This is a genomic window from Legionella sp. km535, assembly GCF_003990085.1.
Classification (GTDB): domain Bacteria; phylum Pseudomonadota; class Gammaproteobacteria; order Legionellales; family Legionellaceae; genus Legionella; species Legionella moravica.
The window spans coordinates 1-15434 of the sequence record NZ_RZGU01000030.1; the positions used below are offsets into that span (position 1 = coordinate 1).

Genomic DNA, 15434 nt, shown 5'->3' on the forward strand with positions numbered 1-15434 from the left:
CATGGGATCAAAGCCATAGAAATACGAAGTGCAATATTAGTCCCCATCTTAACCGAATTCCCGCGGCTATGACCGCGGGATCCATGATGGTGGCATTCAAGTATCAGATCTCGCGGTCTTCGTGGCGGGATTTCAGCTTCGATTTATCTAACGGCAGCTACCTGATGCAGAGACAGAGTTGAACCAGAGAGTAGAACTGAACTTGTTTTTCGAAGATATGTAGAAGATTAAGATGGATAGCTGGGGGCTATAAGAGTTATCTGGTATCTTCTGTTATTGGAGATTGTCTGCTTTATGAGTCCATGTTAGGATAATTGGGTAAATAATGGATTATTCGTTCTATGCTCATCTTTTTTGTAAAAAAATTCTTTTGCCGAATGATGTGCCTGGTTCAAAATGGAGAGTAGTTAACGTGTATGAATTAGGATTTTATAAAAGTGAACCTCTGGTAAAACCTTCTTTAGAGCTTATTTTCGAGTATCCTTTGGAGAATAAAACGCTCATCATTTCAGAACGCCCATCGTGTTGCATTAGAGGGGTAATTATTAATCAGCAGACTGAACACACTGTTACCTTGATAGCAGAACCTCTTATATCATGTAGTGCATACATTTTTTCATTTACGAATTATGATGGTGTTGAAAAAGCAATTATTTATCATGCGACCAGTTGCGGCCCGAGGTTTGCTCAATGGATAGCATCACAAATTGCCTCTGAAACTGATTTGTCAACGGTATCAATTATTATCGCAACTCCCGGAGATGGGGTGATCAATCTGGCCAGTAATCCAGATTATATCGACATTAAAGAAACTTATTTAGAGTACTTATCCAGCATTGGATTCACGAGTGCGCCTCAGATTTTGTTTGGTTGTACTAATTACAAAATTAACAGCAAAGGTAAGCACGGAGATGAGAAATGCATCCACGATTTGGTTTTTAACAGTCCAGAACGCCTTCAAGTCTATTCGATTTTTGAAAAGGAGGAACAAAGTCTGGACGAAAAAGAATGTACCTGTTTTCTTCTATGAATAAACCATTTAAATCGTTACGCTTATAAAGAGAGAAAAGCTATTGTGTATACCTTCTATGGATCAGAATTATATAAATCTAAATCTTTGGCAAAACCATCTCTTGACCTTATCGAGCACCTTGCCCTGCATTTTAGAATAATATCAATTACCTACAACAAGATATTGATTTAGCTTCATTTATCCAGGCACTGCCCCTTGATTTTCAGGGAAGGTGTCTCAACATATAGTTCATAGTTCCCATTGAGTGAGGAAGGAGAAGGAACACCTCATCGGGCTTTATTATTGATTTGGTGAATAATCAGCCTAAAAATAATTGAACATTTTTAAAACACTTATTAAATGACTATTTTATGAAATAAATCATATAATTATTTTTACAACTCTTTCGAAAATGATACAATAATTTTTCTTAATATTTCCTTAATAAATGAATATCATTGAAACAATGTTTACACTCTTTGAGATATTTGATATTATATCGGTCATGGTGTTTGGTGCGTGGATCTGCCGAACATAATATATTATTCATTATTTTGTACTAGGAGATTAAAATGAATGCAGTTATGCAAGAAGTGGTTCAAGGTAACGAAGCACTGTCGCATCAAGTTATTAGTGCAGTAAAAGGATATTTAACCAGTGTTGGTAACAAAGATTCTAATTTAAATCTATATCAATTGATTGTTGAAGAAGTAGAAGCTCCATTATTTCGCACTGTTATGGAACTGACTCGTTACAACCAGTCAAAAGCTGCTCGAGTTCTTGGTGTAAGCCGTGGTACTTTACGTACTAAACTGAAGCGTTATTTTGATGATGAATTTATTGGAACTCGTGATTTCTAATTTGGATAGTTATTATCTGGATACAGCACTTCTTCAGTAGTTTTCAATATTTATTCATCGGTATATGTGGTCTTTAGCTAGGCACTCTGCTACTATAGATAACAGAGTCGGTCAGGCAATCGCTCTTTGTTTCGACAAAGGGAGGAAAGTCCGGGCTCCATAGGGCAGGGTGCCAGGTAACTCCTGGGAGGTGTGAACCTACGGAAAGTGCCACAGAAAATATACCGCCCGCTTGTTCTTCTTTTTTAGGCTTGTCCTTCAAGAGTTGGCAACAAGCGGGTAAGGGTGAAATGGTGCGGTAAGAGCGCACCGCGCGATTGGCAACAGTCGTGGCAGGGAAAACCCCACCCGGAGCAAGACCAAATAGGAATCCATGTGACTGCAAAGTCATGTCGTGCGGCCCGCACGGGATTCGGGTAGGTTGCTTGAGGCATACGGTGACGTGTGTCCCAGATGAATGATTGTCCGCGACAGAACCCGGCTTATCGACCGACTCCATTTCATAATCTATCAAGTTGCCTGTAGTTGGGGTATAGAACCCATATCCTAAAGATCGGCGGCTCATCATTTGTACTCCCCTGGCGCTTTTTTTAGATGCGATTATAACGAACTCACATTAACTCAATATTAAGAGTGTCTCGAGCCGGTTTAAAATCATATTTCTGTGAACTTCTGATGAGACAGCTAGAGCAAAGCCTGCACTGATTTCATGTCAGGCTTTGATACTTTAATGAAGTGTTGTTAGTTGGTGGCAAGATGTTTTTTAACTAAGGTATTGATGTGTTCCGGATTTGCTTGTCCTTTAGTCTGCTTCATTATTTGACCGACAAAAAATCCCAAGAGTTTTTCTTTACCCGCTTTATATTCCGAGGCTTGATCAGGATATTGGTGAATGATTTTAATGATCAGTTCTTCCAGAGCGGCACTGTTATTCATTTGTTGAAAGCCTTCACGTTGAATTATAGCTTCTACATCATCCTCACCTGCCCAAAGTTTAGTGAAAATGATTTTTGCATTGATCGACGAAAGGGTATTGTCGTGAAGTTTATCCAATAATTTGGCCAGCGTTTGCGCAGAGACTGGCTGAGTATCAAAGGTCAAGTTATGTTCATTTAACGAGGCAGCGTATTGTCCCTTGAGCCAGTTGATAATCAATTTATCCGTACTTTTAGTGTACGATTTTACGGCTTTATAAAATTGATAGGCTTCCGGCGATGATAAAAGAAAATTCATGTCTTCATCATTTAAGGAGGGAACGGCTTGTAACTCTCGAGAAATCTGCTCGGGTAAATCAGGGAGGCTGTTTTTTATTTCAGCAATTTGAAAGCGCGTTACTTGTATGGGCAGCAAATCAGGATCAGGAAAATATCGATAATCGTTTTCATTTTCTTTATCTCTCATCGCATGAGTTGAATTGGTATCTGGATTATACAGGCGTGTTTCCTGAATAATTTTCTGACCGCTTTCAAGTACGTCCTGATGTCGGGCGCGTTCAAAGGCTATTGCTTTTTCAATAAATCGAAATGAGTTCAGGTTTTTGAGTTCCGTTCTGGTGCCCAGAACTGTTGAACCTTGGGGTTTAATGGATAAATTGACGTCGCATCTGAAGGAGCCTTCCTGCATATTGCCATCGCAAATCCCTAAAAATCTTACGAGCTGATGCAGCGTTTTTAAATATTTGATTGCTTCTTCTGCTGTATGCAGACAGGGAGCAGTTACGATTTCAAGAAGTGGAGTACCTGCGCGGTTTAAATCGATTCCTGTACAGTCACTTTGTGCGTCATGCAATGATTTACCCGCGTCTTCTTCCAGGTGAGCTCGAACAATGTCTACCGTCTTATAACTGCCATCCTCACGTTGGATCTTGAGTTGTCCATTGCTGACTATTGGTTTTTGGAATTGGCTAATTTGATAGCCTTTAGGTAAATCAGGGTAAAAATAATTCTTTCTCTCAAAAACAGATAAATCATTAATATCCGCATTAATTGCCAAACCGAATTGAATTGCCATGACTATTGCTTTTTGGTTTAAAACAGGCAGAACTCCAGGCAACCCAGCGTCAATAAAACAGGTTTGTGAGTTTGGTTCGGCACCAAAGGTGGTCGAAGCACCTGAAAATAATTTGGATTTTGTTTTTAATTGAGCATGTACTTCAAGCCCAATTACGGTATCCCATTCCATAAATCACCCTATGTTGTTTGGGCTGGTCATATGCCAGCTGGTATGTTGTTGGTACTGATGGGCTATGTGAAGCAGACGCGCTTCGCTAAAGTGTTTTCCCATTAATTGCAATCCTATGGGTAATCCATGAGCAAAACCTGTAGGTATTGAAAGAGCAGGCAAACCAGCAAGGTTCGCTGCTACAGTAAATACATCTGCAAGATAATTTTGAATTGGGTCAGCAATTTTTTCTCCCAGTTTAAACGCACAGGTTGGTGTGGTAGGACCAAGAATCACATCTACTGTATTCAGATTGGTTGTTAATTCTTCCTGAATTAAACGTCTGATTTTTTGCGCTTGAAGATAATAAGCATCAAAATATCCAGCCGAAAGTACATGAGTTCCAGTGAGGATTCTACGTTGAACTTCTGCTCCAAAACCTTCACTGCGTGAATGAGTGATGAGCTCCATCAGATTGTCTGATTGTTTACTGCGATGGCCAAATCGGATCCCGTCATAGCGTGACAGATTCGAAGATGCTTCGGCGCAGGCGATGACATAATAACAGGGCACCCATAATGGTTGCAGATTCAGTTCCATTTCAACAATTTGCGCGCCAAGATCTTTAAATACCTGTACTGCTTCCAATATCGCTTTTTGGATGTTGGAATCAACTTCAGGCTGAAAAAAGCAGGATGGTAGACCAATACGCATCGTATCCAATGGCTTATTAATTTCGGTACTATAATCAGGAATCGCTTGATCAACAGAAGTAGAGTCTCGGGGATCATAACCAGCTATTGCTTGTAAAATCAATGCGAGATCTTCCACGCTTTTAGCTAAAGGCCCTGCTTGATCAAGGCTTGATGCATAGGCAACCATACCGTATCGTGAGACTAATCCGTACGTTGGTTTAATCCCGCTTATGCCGCAAAAAGCAGCGGGCTGTCTTATTGAGCCGCCTGTATCAGAGCCAATGGCGTAGGGAACAAGACCGGCTGCTACAGCCGCAGCAGAGCCACCTGAGGAACCACCGGGTACACGTTCATTATCCCAGGGGTTTTTTACGGAGCCAAAATAACTGTTTTCATTGGCAGAACCCATGGCAAATTCATCCATGTTGGTTTTACCTGTCAGTATTGCTCCATGTTCGTGTAATTTTGTTGCTATCGTTGCTTCATAAGGCGCCTGAAAATTGGCTAACATTCTTGAACCACAGGTTGTCTTCATCGTTTTAGTGCAAAAGAGATCTTTAAGTGCCATGGGAATACCAGTCAGTGTGGTACCTTGCCCATTTTTTATTAATTGATCTGCTTTTTGTGCTTCAATAAGCGCCTGCTCGGCATCAACACTGATGAATGCATTAAGATGCTTATTACTCTGGATTTTATTAATGCTGTCTTGCGTCAATTCCACGCTGCTTAATTCACCATTGCGGAGTGCTTGGGAAAGCTGGGTAAGAGAAAATTGTTCCATGATTATTTACCGGATTCTATAACTTTAGGGACTAAATAAAGATTGTCTTCAAACATGGGAGCAATTGCTTCCAATTCAGCGATACAATCCGCTTCTGTAATTTCATCGGTTCTTAAACGTTGATGCAGTGCAAAAGGATGAAAAAGTGGGGCTACATCTGTGGTATTAATCGCACGTAATTGATCAACAAAATCCATTATTGAACTGATTTCCTGAGTTAATTGAGCTGAATGATCCGCATCAATTTCCAAATAAGCCAAACGCGCAATGTGTTCCAATTCTTTGGTCGAGAGAGTCATAATGGCATCCAAATCGAAAGTTCCTCATTATAGCGAGATTGTCATGAAAATGAAGTCCTGTTTGTCTTTGCGTATCAAATGGGGTGTGCTTTACTCTATGTACATGACAAAAAAATGTCTTGCCCGCGCATGCGGGCAACCATTCATCAAAATAAACCGATGCCAACGAGCCAGTGGGTATTATTGTTTTCTAGATTTAAATTCTCTTTCAACTCGCTGAAACACTCCATATCATCTCTTTTTGGCGTTCGAGATGATGTGATTTTTAGTGTATGTCAACGAGTTGTTTCAACGTACTGCAGTACCAAATGCTAAATAGTTGCCCGCCTTCCGGACAAGACAGTTTTTTTTGGCATGTAGAGAGCACTTTATTGCAGAAGGATTTAATTACAGTAGAATGAGTAGCAGTTAATTACTATAGAGTGTTACAACCATGTTACAGCATTACAAAACCCTAGGGGGCGTTCATGTCGAGTTTTCTCAACATTCTCTGGATTATCGTCAGGGAATTGAGTCCTTGCTTGAGCGCATTGATTCTCACCGAGGCGCATTGTTTGCCTCCAGTTTTGAGTTCCCTGGGCGTTATACCTGCTGGGATATTGGATTTTATAATCCCCCTTTAGCAATAGTGTGCAAACACAATTTAATCAGATTGGAAGCATTAAATCAGCGGGGGGAAGTTTTATTAACTTTTCTTTACCCATTATTGTCAGATCAGGATGATCTGGAAATTATCGAGAACACGACAGTATTATGCCAACTAAAAATTAAACCTTCACAAAGGGTCTTTAGCGAAGAGGAGCGAAGCCACCAGCCTTCAGTATTTAGTGTGATACGATTACTGCTTGCATTTTTTAAATCAGACGAGGAACACTATTTGGGATTATACGGTGCCTTTGGTTTTGATTTAATCCATCAATTTGAACAACTGACGAAACATAAAATAAGGGATGATGCTCAAAGAGAAATGGTGCTCTACTTACCTGATGAAATTTATATTGTAAATCACCGCAAAGAAGAGGCGTTTTTAAGGCGCTATGATTTTCAATATCAAGGTAAATCAACAGAATCTCTGGCTCGTGATGGAATTTACTCACCCTATACACCAACCGATAAACCGCAAAAGGATTGTGATCATGCTCCCGGAGAATATGCTCAGGTTGTAGAGAAAGCGAAAAAACGTTTTGCTTGCGGTGATTTATTTGAGGTGGTTCCCAGCCAAACCTTTTACACGCATTTTGCGGATCAGCCTTCTTCATTATTTACCAAAATGCGGCGCACCAATCCATCTCCCTATGGCTTTTTCATTAATTTGGGGGAAGGAGAGTATTTGGTTGGAGCGTCTCCTGAAATGTATGTTCGGGTGCAAGGAAGGCGAGTTGAAACGTGTCCTATCTCAGGGACGATTAAACGAGGAGCTGATGCCATTGAAGACGCACAGAACATTCAGTATTTATTGGATTCTGAAAAGGAAGAGTCTGAATTAACCATGTGTACTGATGTGGATCGCAATGACAAATCACGGATTTGTGAAGCTGGAAGTGTCAGGGTCATTGGCCGACGTCAAATTGAAATGTATTCTCGCCTTATTCACACAGTAGACCATGTTGAAGGCATTTTAAGGGAAGAATTTGATTCCGTAGATGCTTTTTTAACCCATATGTGGGTAGTTACCGTAACAGGCGCTCCTAAAATTTGGGCAATGAATTTTATAGAAGAGCATGAACAATCCCCACGAAAATGGTATGCAGGTGCTGTAGGATGGTTTGGTTTTGATGGCAACTTGAATACCGGGCTTGTTTTGCGTACTGTGCGAATTGAAAAAGGCATAGCCGAGGTCAGGGTAGGCGCTACTTTACTCTATGATTCTGTCCCGGAACTAGAAGAACAGGAAACTCGTTTAAAAGCTTCTGCTTTTCTGGATCTGCTTAGAAATGCCGAACCTCAGCATTATAAAAATCCCGTTACTTTGCCTCAGACAGGCAAGAATAAGAACGTATTGCTTATTGATCATCAGGATTCGTTTGTGCATACCTTGGCAAATTACATCCGGCAGACCGGGGCTTCAGTAAGCACCATTCGATATGATAACGCTCTGAGCTATTTAAAGAATAACCGCTACGATTTGGTGGTCTTATCTCCTGGTCCAGGAAAACCCGCTGATTTTAATTTATCTGCAAACATTCAGGAAATAATCAGTCTTGGCATCCCATTATTTGGCGTGTGTCTGGGACTGCAGGGAATTGTGGAGCACTTTGGCGGAACTCTTGATGTGCTCGAGTACCCCATGCATGGGAAGCCTTCCCAGATTTCGGTTCTAAAATCTGATGGTTTATTTCACGGCTTGGGAAATTCGTTTAAGGCGGGAAGATATCATTCTCTTTATGCACGTCTAGCAGCCATGCCAAAGGAATTATTAGTTACTGCAATGAGTGATGACGGGATCATTATGGCTGTTTCTCATCGACAGTTGCCTGTACACGCAGTCCAGTTTCATCCAGAAACTATTTTGTCATTAACCCATCAGGCAGGTCTTAGGATTATTACTAATTTAATGGATATGGTGAAATGAAATGGGTAAAAAAATACTGATTCTTTATGCTGTATCGATCTTGTTAGGAGTGATAACTGGAGCTTTTGCATCATTTTTTCAGTTGGCTATTGCCGGTCTGGTCGCTTTAATCAATTTGTTTTACAGTTTGGTCAGTACGCATGGTTGGCCTCAAGGAATCATCTCCGCTCTAGTGACTATGGTGATGGTTTTGGTGGCTTTTCTTATGGTGAAACATATTGCTCCCGAGGCATCGGGAAGCGGAGTCCCTGAAATTGAAGGAACACTTCTGCATGTACGCCCTATATTTTGGAAGCGTTTAATCCCTGTAAAATTCATCGGTGGAGTATTATCCATTTCTGCGAATATGGTTATGGGGCGTGAAGGCCCAACCATACAGATGGGGGGGAATCTGGGCGATATGCTGGGAGACTTGCTTCGACTTCCGCGTGATAAAAGGGATACTTTAATCGCCGCTGGATCTGCTGCCGGTCTTGCTGCAGCTTTTAACGCGCCGCTTGCTGGGGTGTTGTTTGTCATGGAAGAAATGCGTAATCAGTTTAATTATTCATTCACCAATTTCAAAATGGTCATCATTTGCTGTGTTATGGCTACAATAACTTTGCATCTGATCATTGGTCCTGAGCCTGCTATAAAAATGCAATTATTCGAATTACCCAGTTTGAAGGCTTTATGGTGGTTCTGTTTGTTTGGTATTGTCGTGGGGGTGGTAGGGATATTTTTTAATGTGGTTTTAATGGGAACACTGCGCCTTCTGGATAAATTGAACCCCAGGCAAAAAATGTTCTACGTGTCGTTTGTTGGGTTTTTGGTGGGGTATCTCGCTTATACCCATCCTCAAATGGTAGGTGGCGGTTATGACATCATTAATCAGGCGTTGACCATGTCTCCTGCATTCGGAATTTTATGCTTGCTGGTGGTTATCCGATTTTTTACAACCATGCTGTCCTATTCTACGGGCATACCTGGCGGCATTTTTGCCCCGATGCTTGCATTAGGTACTTTGCTGGGGCTGGCTGCTTATCATGTATTTGGATATTTTAGTATCGACTCTACAATTCATCCAGGTATGTTCGCCGTGGCTGGGATGGGTGCTTTATTTGCTGCCTCGGTTCGATCTCCGATAACAGGGGTCGTTCTGGTTGTGGAAATGACTCAAAATTATTCATTAATACTGCCATTGATGATTACTTGCATCACTTCCACAACGATAGTGCAGTTAGTGGGGAATGAACCTATTTATACGCAATTGCTGGATCGTACTTTAAGGCATGCATCAAAAGCGGAATAAATTCTACTTTAATCGGTACGAATCACTATTTTGCCAAAGTGCTTTCCTTCTTGCATGCGAGCATGTGCTTGTTCAATTTGATCAAGATGGAATTCCGAATCGATTATGGGTTTGACTTTAAGATCCTGCAGAGGTTCAAACCAATTTTTATGTGCCAGTTTCCATAGCCTGGCTTTTTCTTTTACACTCTGTGATCTCAATACAAATCCAATAATCTGCAATCTTTTGCGCATAATCAGAGCGAGGTTGCATTCAACGCTGCTTCCTTTAAGGCAAGCAATTTGAACTAATTTTCCTTTGGGTTTTAGTAAGTGAAGATGCTTGTTAAAATAATCACCACCTATAAAATCGATAATTAAATCAATGCTGTGATCTTCAATTAAATTTTCAAAATCATTGTCTTTATAATTAATGACCTGATCGGCACCCAATTCAAGTGCATTAAACCGTTTGCCTTCGTGCCCCACTGTAGTAATGACTTTTGCTTGGCTTAATTTTGCCATTTGAATTGCTAAAGAAGCGATCCCGCTTCCTGCACCATGAATCAATAATGTTTGCCCTTTTTTTAAAGAGCCTAAATCAAAAAGAGTGGCATAAACAGTGGTTAACGCTTCAGGAAGGGCCGCTGCCATAGAGTAGCTCCAGTGCAGGGGAATACGATGAGCTAATGACGAATCAACGGCACAATGCGTGGCATAGCCTCCGCTACCGACCAAACCATAAACTTTATCCCCTGGTTTAAAGTTTTGTACCTTAGCTCCAATAGCAATCACTTCTCCTGCAACTTCAAGACCCGGAATATCTGATTCGCCAGGAGGAGGGGGATATTTTCCCAAACGTTGCATTAAATCGGCTCTGTTTAATGCCGTTGCGTGGATTTTAATGAGTATTTGATTGGGAGTGTATCCAGGTTGGGAGCCTACTTTAAGAGTTAGCTGGCTGTGTGGACCTGGATTTTCTATGTGGATGTATCGCAAAGATGTCTCCCTTTTGAACGTCTTAAGTGAATGATACTAATATTAATAATTTATACTACATAATCGTTATTAGCGCTCGCAAATTGATTCAAAATAGCTATATAATCTTTATTTAGATCGATGTAATCAGGGTCTGTTAACCGTTGTTCCCTTAGCCCCGGTTCCGCGCTCTATACGCGGAACCGGGTAATGGTCTCATTAACAGTAGGTGTATTTTAGTGAGAACAGTATCGATACCGCGCATAAAGTTCGGGAAGCAGGGGGTTAAAAGATGAAATGTCAACAGACCCTGTTAGTACATCATTTACCGCTCCATGGTTGGCTAATGGCTAAATTTAATCACCAAAGTTTCTATGCGTGGCTATTTATAGTACCGCAACTGTTCATCACTGTAGTGTTTTTTATTTGGCCTGCTTGTGGTGCATTGGTGCAATCATTTTTTTATACCGATGCCTTTGGTCTTCATCAGCACTTTGCAGGTTTAAGTAATTTTTCAGATTTGTTTGAAGATCCCAGTTATCTTAAAGCTGTCTGGGTTACTTTTATTATTGCTATCAGTGTTACGGCGATTACCATGAGCCTGGGCTTATTAATGGCTACTTTAGTAAACAGCAGAACTCGAAGCCAGGGCGTGTATAAATCTTTATTAATCTGGCCTTATGCGATTGCTCCTGCTGTGGCTGCGATACTCTGGCGTTTTCTTTGTCACCCGACTTTGGGTTGGCTGACGCATTTTCTGCACTCTATCGGAATACATTTTGATTATGTAAATAATGCGAATCAAGCATTGCTGGTTGTCATTTTAACGGCAAGCTGGCAACAATTCAGCTACAATTTTTTATTTTATTTTGCTGCTTTAAAAGCCATACCAACAACCTTGATTGACGCAGCGACAATGGATGGTGCTTCTTCCTGGCAACGATTTTGGCAGATAATCGTTCCTCTCTTATCGCCCACTACATTTTTTCTTTTAATTATGAATTTAATCTATGGTTTTTTTGATACTTTTGGAATTATTCAGGTTATGACGCATGGAGGTCCTGGGAACAGTACAACCAATTTGATTTATAAAGTTTATGAGGATGGTTTTGAGGGAATGGATCTAGGGAGTTCATCCGCTCAATCAGTGTTATTGATGATCATTGTCATTCTTGTTTCATTAGCTCAGTTCAAATATCTTGAAAAAAAGGTACATTACGAATGAATCATTTAAATCGCCTGTTATCACATGGTCTTTTAAGTATTTTTATTCTTTTTATGTTGTTACCACTCTATCTGGCAATTGTTGCAGCCAGTCATGAGGGGTCTGCCATGATGCAGTCCCAGCTTCCCTTACTTCCAGGTGCTTCCTTTTTTAAAAATCTGAAACTGGTGCTCACTGAAGGTATGGCAGTTACTGGAGGTGAACCTATTACCGTGATGCTGTTTAATAGTTTAGTGATGGCGTTTGGTATCGCCTTTGGAAAAATAATATTGGCTTTAGGATCGGCATTTGCTCTGGTTTACTTTGACTTTCCATTTAAAAAATCATGTTTTGCGCTGATTTTTGCAACAATGATGTTACCCGTTGAAGTAAGGATAGTACCTACCTTTCAGGTAGTGGCATCGTTTGGATTATTGAACTCGTTCACTGGATTATCATTACCTTTACTCGCATCAGCAACAGGTACTTTCTTATTTCGTCAGTTTTTTAAAACCATTCCCAAGGAACTGGTTGATGCTGCCAAGCTTGATGGAGCAGGACCAGTGCGATTTTTCTTTGATATCGTATTACCTTTATCCCGTGTACAAATTTCAGCGTTATTTGTCATACTATTTGTCTATGGATGGAATCAGTACCTCTGGCCATTAGTCATTACTACAGAAACTAAAATGGCTACTATAGTTATGGGTATACGTTATCTTGCCGGTGTCGCGGATCAAGTTCCGGAGTGGCATTATATTATGACCGTTGCGCTGATTGCTTTAATTCCTCCATGTATGGTTGTCATGTTAATGCAACGCTGGTTTGAAAAAGGATTAAAATAAATATGGCTACAGTCGATTTAATTAATGTTACTAAAAAAGTAGGAACAACCTCTATTTTGGAACAATTGACCCTCAGCATTAAAAAGGGTGAGTTTATGGTTGTTGTTGGACCATCGGGTTGTGGAAAATCGACGTTGTTACGTCTTATTGCTGGACTGGACCAGTTAAGCTCCGGAACTATTCTGATCAATAATCAATGCGTTAATGACATACCGGCTGCAAAACGAGATATGGCGATGGTATTTCAAAACTACGCTCTTTATCCGCATATGTCCGTTTTTGATAACATGGCTTATGGATTAAAAATGCGACGGATGAGCACTTTTGATATTAATCAACGAGTAAGGGATGTTGCAAAATTATTGCATCTGACACCGTATCTTGAACGAAAACCCAAAGAACTTTCCGGCGGTCAAAAACAAAGGGTCGCTATGGGAAGAGCCATAGTCAGATCACCTGCAGTTTATTTATTTGATGAACCATTATCGAATCTTGATGCCAAATTACGTACAGAAATGCGGCACGAAATTAAGAAGTTGCATCAACAATTTAATACCACCAGCTTGTATGTTACGCACGATCAAACTGAAGCAATGACCATGGCCGAACGAGTATTAGTATTAAATCAAGGAGTTGTGGAACAACTGGGAACGCCACAGGAATTGTATCAAAATCCAGCAACAGAGTTTGTTGCTGGATTTACCGGTCATTACCCAATTAATTTCTTTACAGGAGTTTTTAAAAAAGATTCGGAGATTATACAGACTGGATTAGGTGTAGACTTTCCAGCTCCAAAATGGACAGAAACGATTGAAGACAATGCTGCGCTCACTTTGGCAGTCCGACCAGAGCACATTCAATATTCCAGTAATAAAAATTCCAATTCCATAGAATTAAAAATTGAATTTATAGATGACATGGGCGCAGACAAGTTGATTCAGGCAAAAAGTATTCTCAATGGGGAGCGTATTAATTTGCGATTGCCTGCAGATTACTCCTTTCCAGATGGACAAATCTTTGTAGAGTTACCTAAAATGAAAATGCATGTATTTCATCAACAATCAGGCAAGCGTATTGGAGAATGGTGTGGCGAAAAATAAAAATAACTTAAAACCTTTTGATGCTCCGGTCTACAGTTACTGGTCAGCACTGTACATGTCTTTTTATTCAAGAAGATTATACATTGATGTGGGGAAGCGTTGGCGAGGGATCGGGCTTCTTTATCTTTTATTAGCCATTGCGATTGGTGCTATTCCGTACTCTTTGAAAATGAGTGCTGACTTTAATTCCGAATTCCATAATCAGTTGATTGCGCCAATTCTTTCCTTACCTACTATTTATATTCAAAATGGAGAAACCAAGTTTGATAAACCAATGCCTTATCTTATTAAAAATGATCAAGGACAGGTATCAGTGATTATCGACACAACTGGAACGGTTTCCGAGTTTACCAAGGAATATCCTTATCTAACTTTGCTTGTTAACAAAGAAGCTATGTCGATTAAAATTCCTTCGCCATCAATAATGAATGTTGGAGCTGACCAAACAATTAGAGGCCCCGTAGTGGTTCAGCCCTTTGATAAAGGCATGAATATGATGTTTGATGGTAAAAGTATCATCAATAGCACGTCTGTATACAGTTTAAAATATGCGGCACAATTGATGATATATCCTGTGGTTGTTGCTATTTTTTACTCATTACTGGCGGTTTTTTTCCTTGTACTGGCATTTCTGGGACAAGTTTTTTCAAGAGTCTTTTTTTCATTTAAACTGGGTTTTAAACAGTCCTGTCGATTATTCATGGTTGCAGCGACTCCAATGCTGCTTGTATTAATGACCTTTATCACATTAAATGCCATATTCTATGGATTTGGATTCCTTTTATTGATATGCATTGGTATTTATTTTGGATTTGCAATCAGTGCGTTACGCTCTGACAGTAAGAAAATGGTGTCATGATGAGGGAGTTAATCCATTTTGCTCATGGCAATGGATTTCCATCATTATGTTATAAACAATTTTTAGATCAATTGTCAGTCCGGTTTGATATCTGTTTCGTGGACAAGGTTGGGCATAATCCGGATTATCCAGTGACAGAAAACTGGCATCATCTAGTTGATGAAGTGATTACCAGTATTGAACACCAGGCGAACCAAAAGGTGATTGCAGTTGGTCATTCATTAGGAGGTGTTTTAAGTTTGTTGGCAGCGATTGAACGTCCCGATTTATTTAGAGCTGTAGTTTTACTTGATTCACCTTTAATTGGTCCACTTAAATCGATCATGGTGCGTTTGGCTAAAGCTTTAGGTGTTATTGATAGAGTGACTCCTGCTTATAGAACAAAAGGCAGAAGAGCTTATTGGCATGATCATGATCAATTGCTTCGATATTTGAAAACCAGAGATTTATTTAAAACATTCACTGATGACTGTTTAAATGATTACATCACTTACGGTATGGATTTAAAAGAAGATGGGTACCATTTGAAATTTGACCGACATATCGAGTATAAAATTTATAGAACGATCCCTCATGTCATACCCAGTTATGAAGGAAAGTTAAAGGTTCCATCTGCATTAGTTTATGGTGATAAAAGTACCGTTATTGATCGTTTGGATGTACGTTATATGCGCAAGCATTTTCATATAAAAGGTTTTAAAACCAAGGGGACACATTTATTTCCAATGGAACACCCAAAGTCTGTTGCTAAACAGGTTATTGAAGTCATAGATGCTATACTTTAAGAATAACCCTAAGTT

At 40.0% G+C, this 15434-nt stretch carries 13 protein-coding genes and 1 other RNA gene; 10 read left to right on the top strand and 4 right to left on the bottom strand.

All coding sequences use genetic code 11. The features are described 5' to 3' along the window. Positions 1-325 precede the first annotated feature (325 nt). The 3 genes from ELY21_RS14170 (at position 326) to rnpB (ending at position 2373) form a co-directional block, all read left to right on the top strand. The gene (locus tag ELY21_RS14170; protein ID WP_127110525.1) at positions 326-1030 is read left to right on the top strand and encodes a hypothetical protein; all 705 of its coding nucleotides are present in this window, start codon (positions 326-328) and stop codon (positions 1028-1030) included. Between the two features lie 554 nt (positions 1031-1584). Then, the gene (locus tag ELY21_RS14175) at positions 1585-1872 is read left to right on the top strand and encodes a helix-turn-helix domain-containing protein (protein ID WP_028384384.1); all 288 of its coding nucleotides are present in this window, start codon (positions 1585-1587) and stop codon (positions 1870-1872) included. 103 nt (positions 1873-1975) lie between these two features. Then, positions 1976-2373, top strand: an RNA gene (rnpB, locus tag ELY21_RS14180) — RNase P RNA component class A. 240 nt (positions 2374-2613) lie between these two features. Here rnpB and gatB read toward each other — a convergent pair. The 3 genes from gatB to gatC are packed head-to-tail and all read right to left on the bottom strand — an operon-like array spanning position 2614 to position 5807. Then, the gene (gatB, locus tag ELY21_RS14185; protein ID WP_127110527.1) at positions 2614-4053 is read right to left on the bottom strand and encodes an Asp-tRNA(Asn)/Glu-tRNA(Gln) amidotransferase subunit GatB; all 1440 of its coding nucleotides are present in this window, start codon (positions 4051-4053) and stop codon (positions 2614-2616) included. A gap of 3 nt (positions 4054-4056) precedes the next feature. Continuing rightward, positions 4057-5508 carry an Asp-tRNA(Asn)/Glu-tRNA(Gln) amidotransferase subunit GatA gene (gatA, locus tag ELY21_RS14190; protein ID WP_127110529.1) on the bottom strand — a complete coding sequence of 484 codons (1452 nt, stop codon included), beginning with the start codon at positions 5506-5508 and terminating at the stop codon, positions 4057-4059. Positions 5509-5510: 2 nt separating this feature from the next. After that, complete coding sequence (gatC, locus tag ELY21_RS14195) at positions 5511-5807, bottom strand: Asp-tRNA(Asn)/Glu-tRNA(Gln) amidotransferase subunit GatC (protein WP_028384381.1); 297 nt, start codon at positions 5805-5807, stop codon at positions 5511-5513. Positions 5808-6240: 433 nt separating this feature from the next. Here gatC and ELY21_RS14200 point away from each other — a divergent pair, with 433 nt between their 5' ends. After that, positions 6241-8379, top strand: a complete 2139-nt coding sequence (locus tag ELY21_RS14200; RefSeq protein ID WP_127110531.1) for an anthranilate synthase component I — start codon at positions 6241-6243, stop codon at positions 8377-8379. 1 nt (position 8380) lies between these two features. Continuing rightward, positions 8381-9670, top strand: a complete 1290-nt coding sequence (clcA, locus tag ELY21_RS14205; RefSeq protein WP_127110533.1) for a H(+)/Cl(-) exchange transporter ClcA — start codon at positions 8381-8383, stop codon at positions 9668-9670. A gap of 8 nt (positions 9671-9678) precedes the next feature. On the opposite strand, the gene ELY21_RS14210 is transcribed toward clcA, so the two are convergent. Next, entirely contained in the window at positions 9679-10647 is a 969-nt protein-coding gene (locus tag ELY21_RS14210) for an NAD(P)H-quinone oxidoreductase (RefSeq protein ID WP_127110535.1), read from the bottom strand. Between the two features lie 325 nt (positions 10648-10972). On the opposite strand from ELY21_RS14210, the gene ELY21_RS14215 reads away from it, so the two are divergent. The 5 genes from ELY21_RS14215 to ELY21_RS14235 are packed head-to-tail and all read left to right on the top strand — an operon-like array spanning position 10973 to position 15419. Then, positions 10973-11851, top strand: a complete 879-nt coding sequence (locus ELY21_RS14215) for an ABC transporter permease subunit (RefSeq protein ID WP_127110566.1) — start codon at positions 10973-10975, stop codon at positions 11849-11851. Continuing rightward, a complete protein-coding gene (gene ugpE, locus ELY21_RS14220; RefSeq protein WP_127110537.1) occupies positions 11848-12675 on the top strand; it encodes a sn-glycerol-3-phosphate ABC transporter permease UgpE in 828 nt (275 codons plus the stop codon). The genes ELY21_RS14215 and ugpE overlap by 4 nt, the downstream gene beginning before the upstream one ends. Positions 12676-12677: 2 nt before the next feature. Next, complete coding sequence (locus tag ELY21_RS14225; RefSeq protein ID WP_127110539.1) at positions 12678-13775, top strand: ABC transporter ATP-binding protein; 1098 nt, start codon at positions 12678-12680, stop codon at positions 13773-13775. Further along, on the top strand, positions 13762-14634 hold the full coding sequence (locus ELY21_RS14230; protein WP_233588725.1) for a DUF1189 family protein: 873 nt from the start codon (positions 13762-13764) through the stop codon (positions 14632-14634). Before ELY21_RS14225 ends, ELY21_RS14230 begins: the two co-directional genes overlap by 14 nt. Next, positions 14634-15419, top strand: a complete 786-nt coding sequence (locus ELY21_RS14235; protein WP_127110568.1) for an alpha/beta fold hydrolase — start codon at positions 14634-14636, stop codon at positions 15417-15419. Before ELY21_RS14230 ends, ELY21_RS14235 begins: the two co-directional genes overlap by 1 nt. Positions 15420-15434 lie beyond the last annotated feature (15 nt).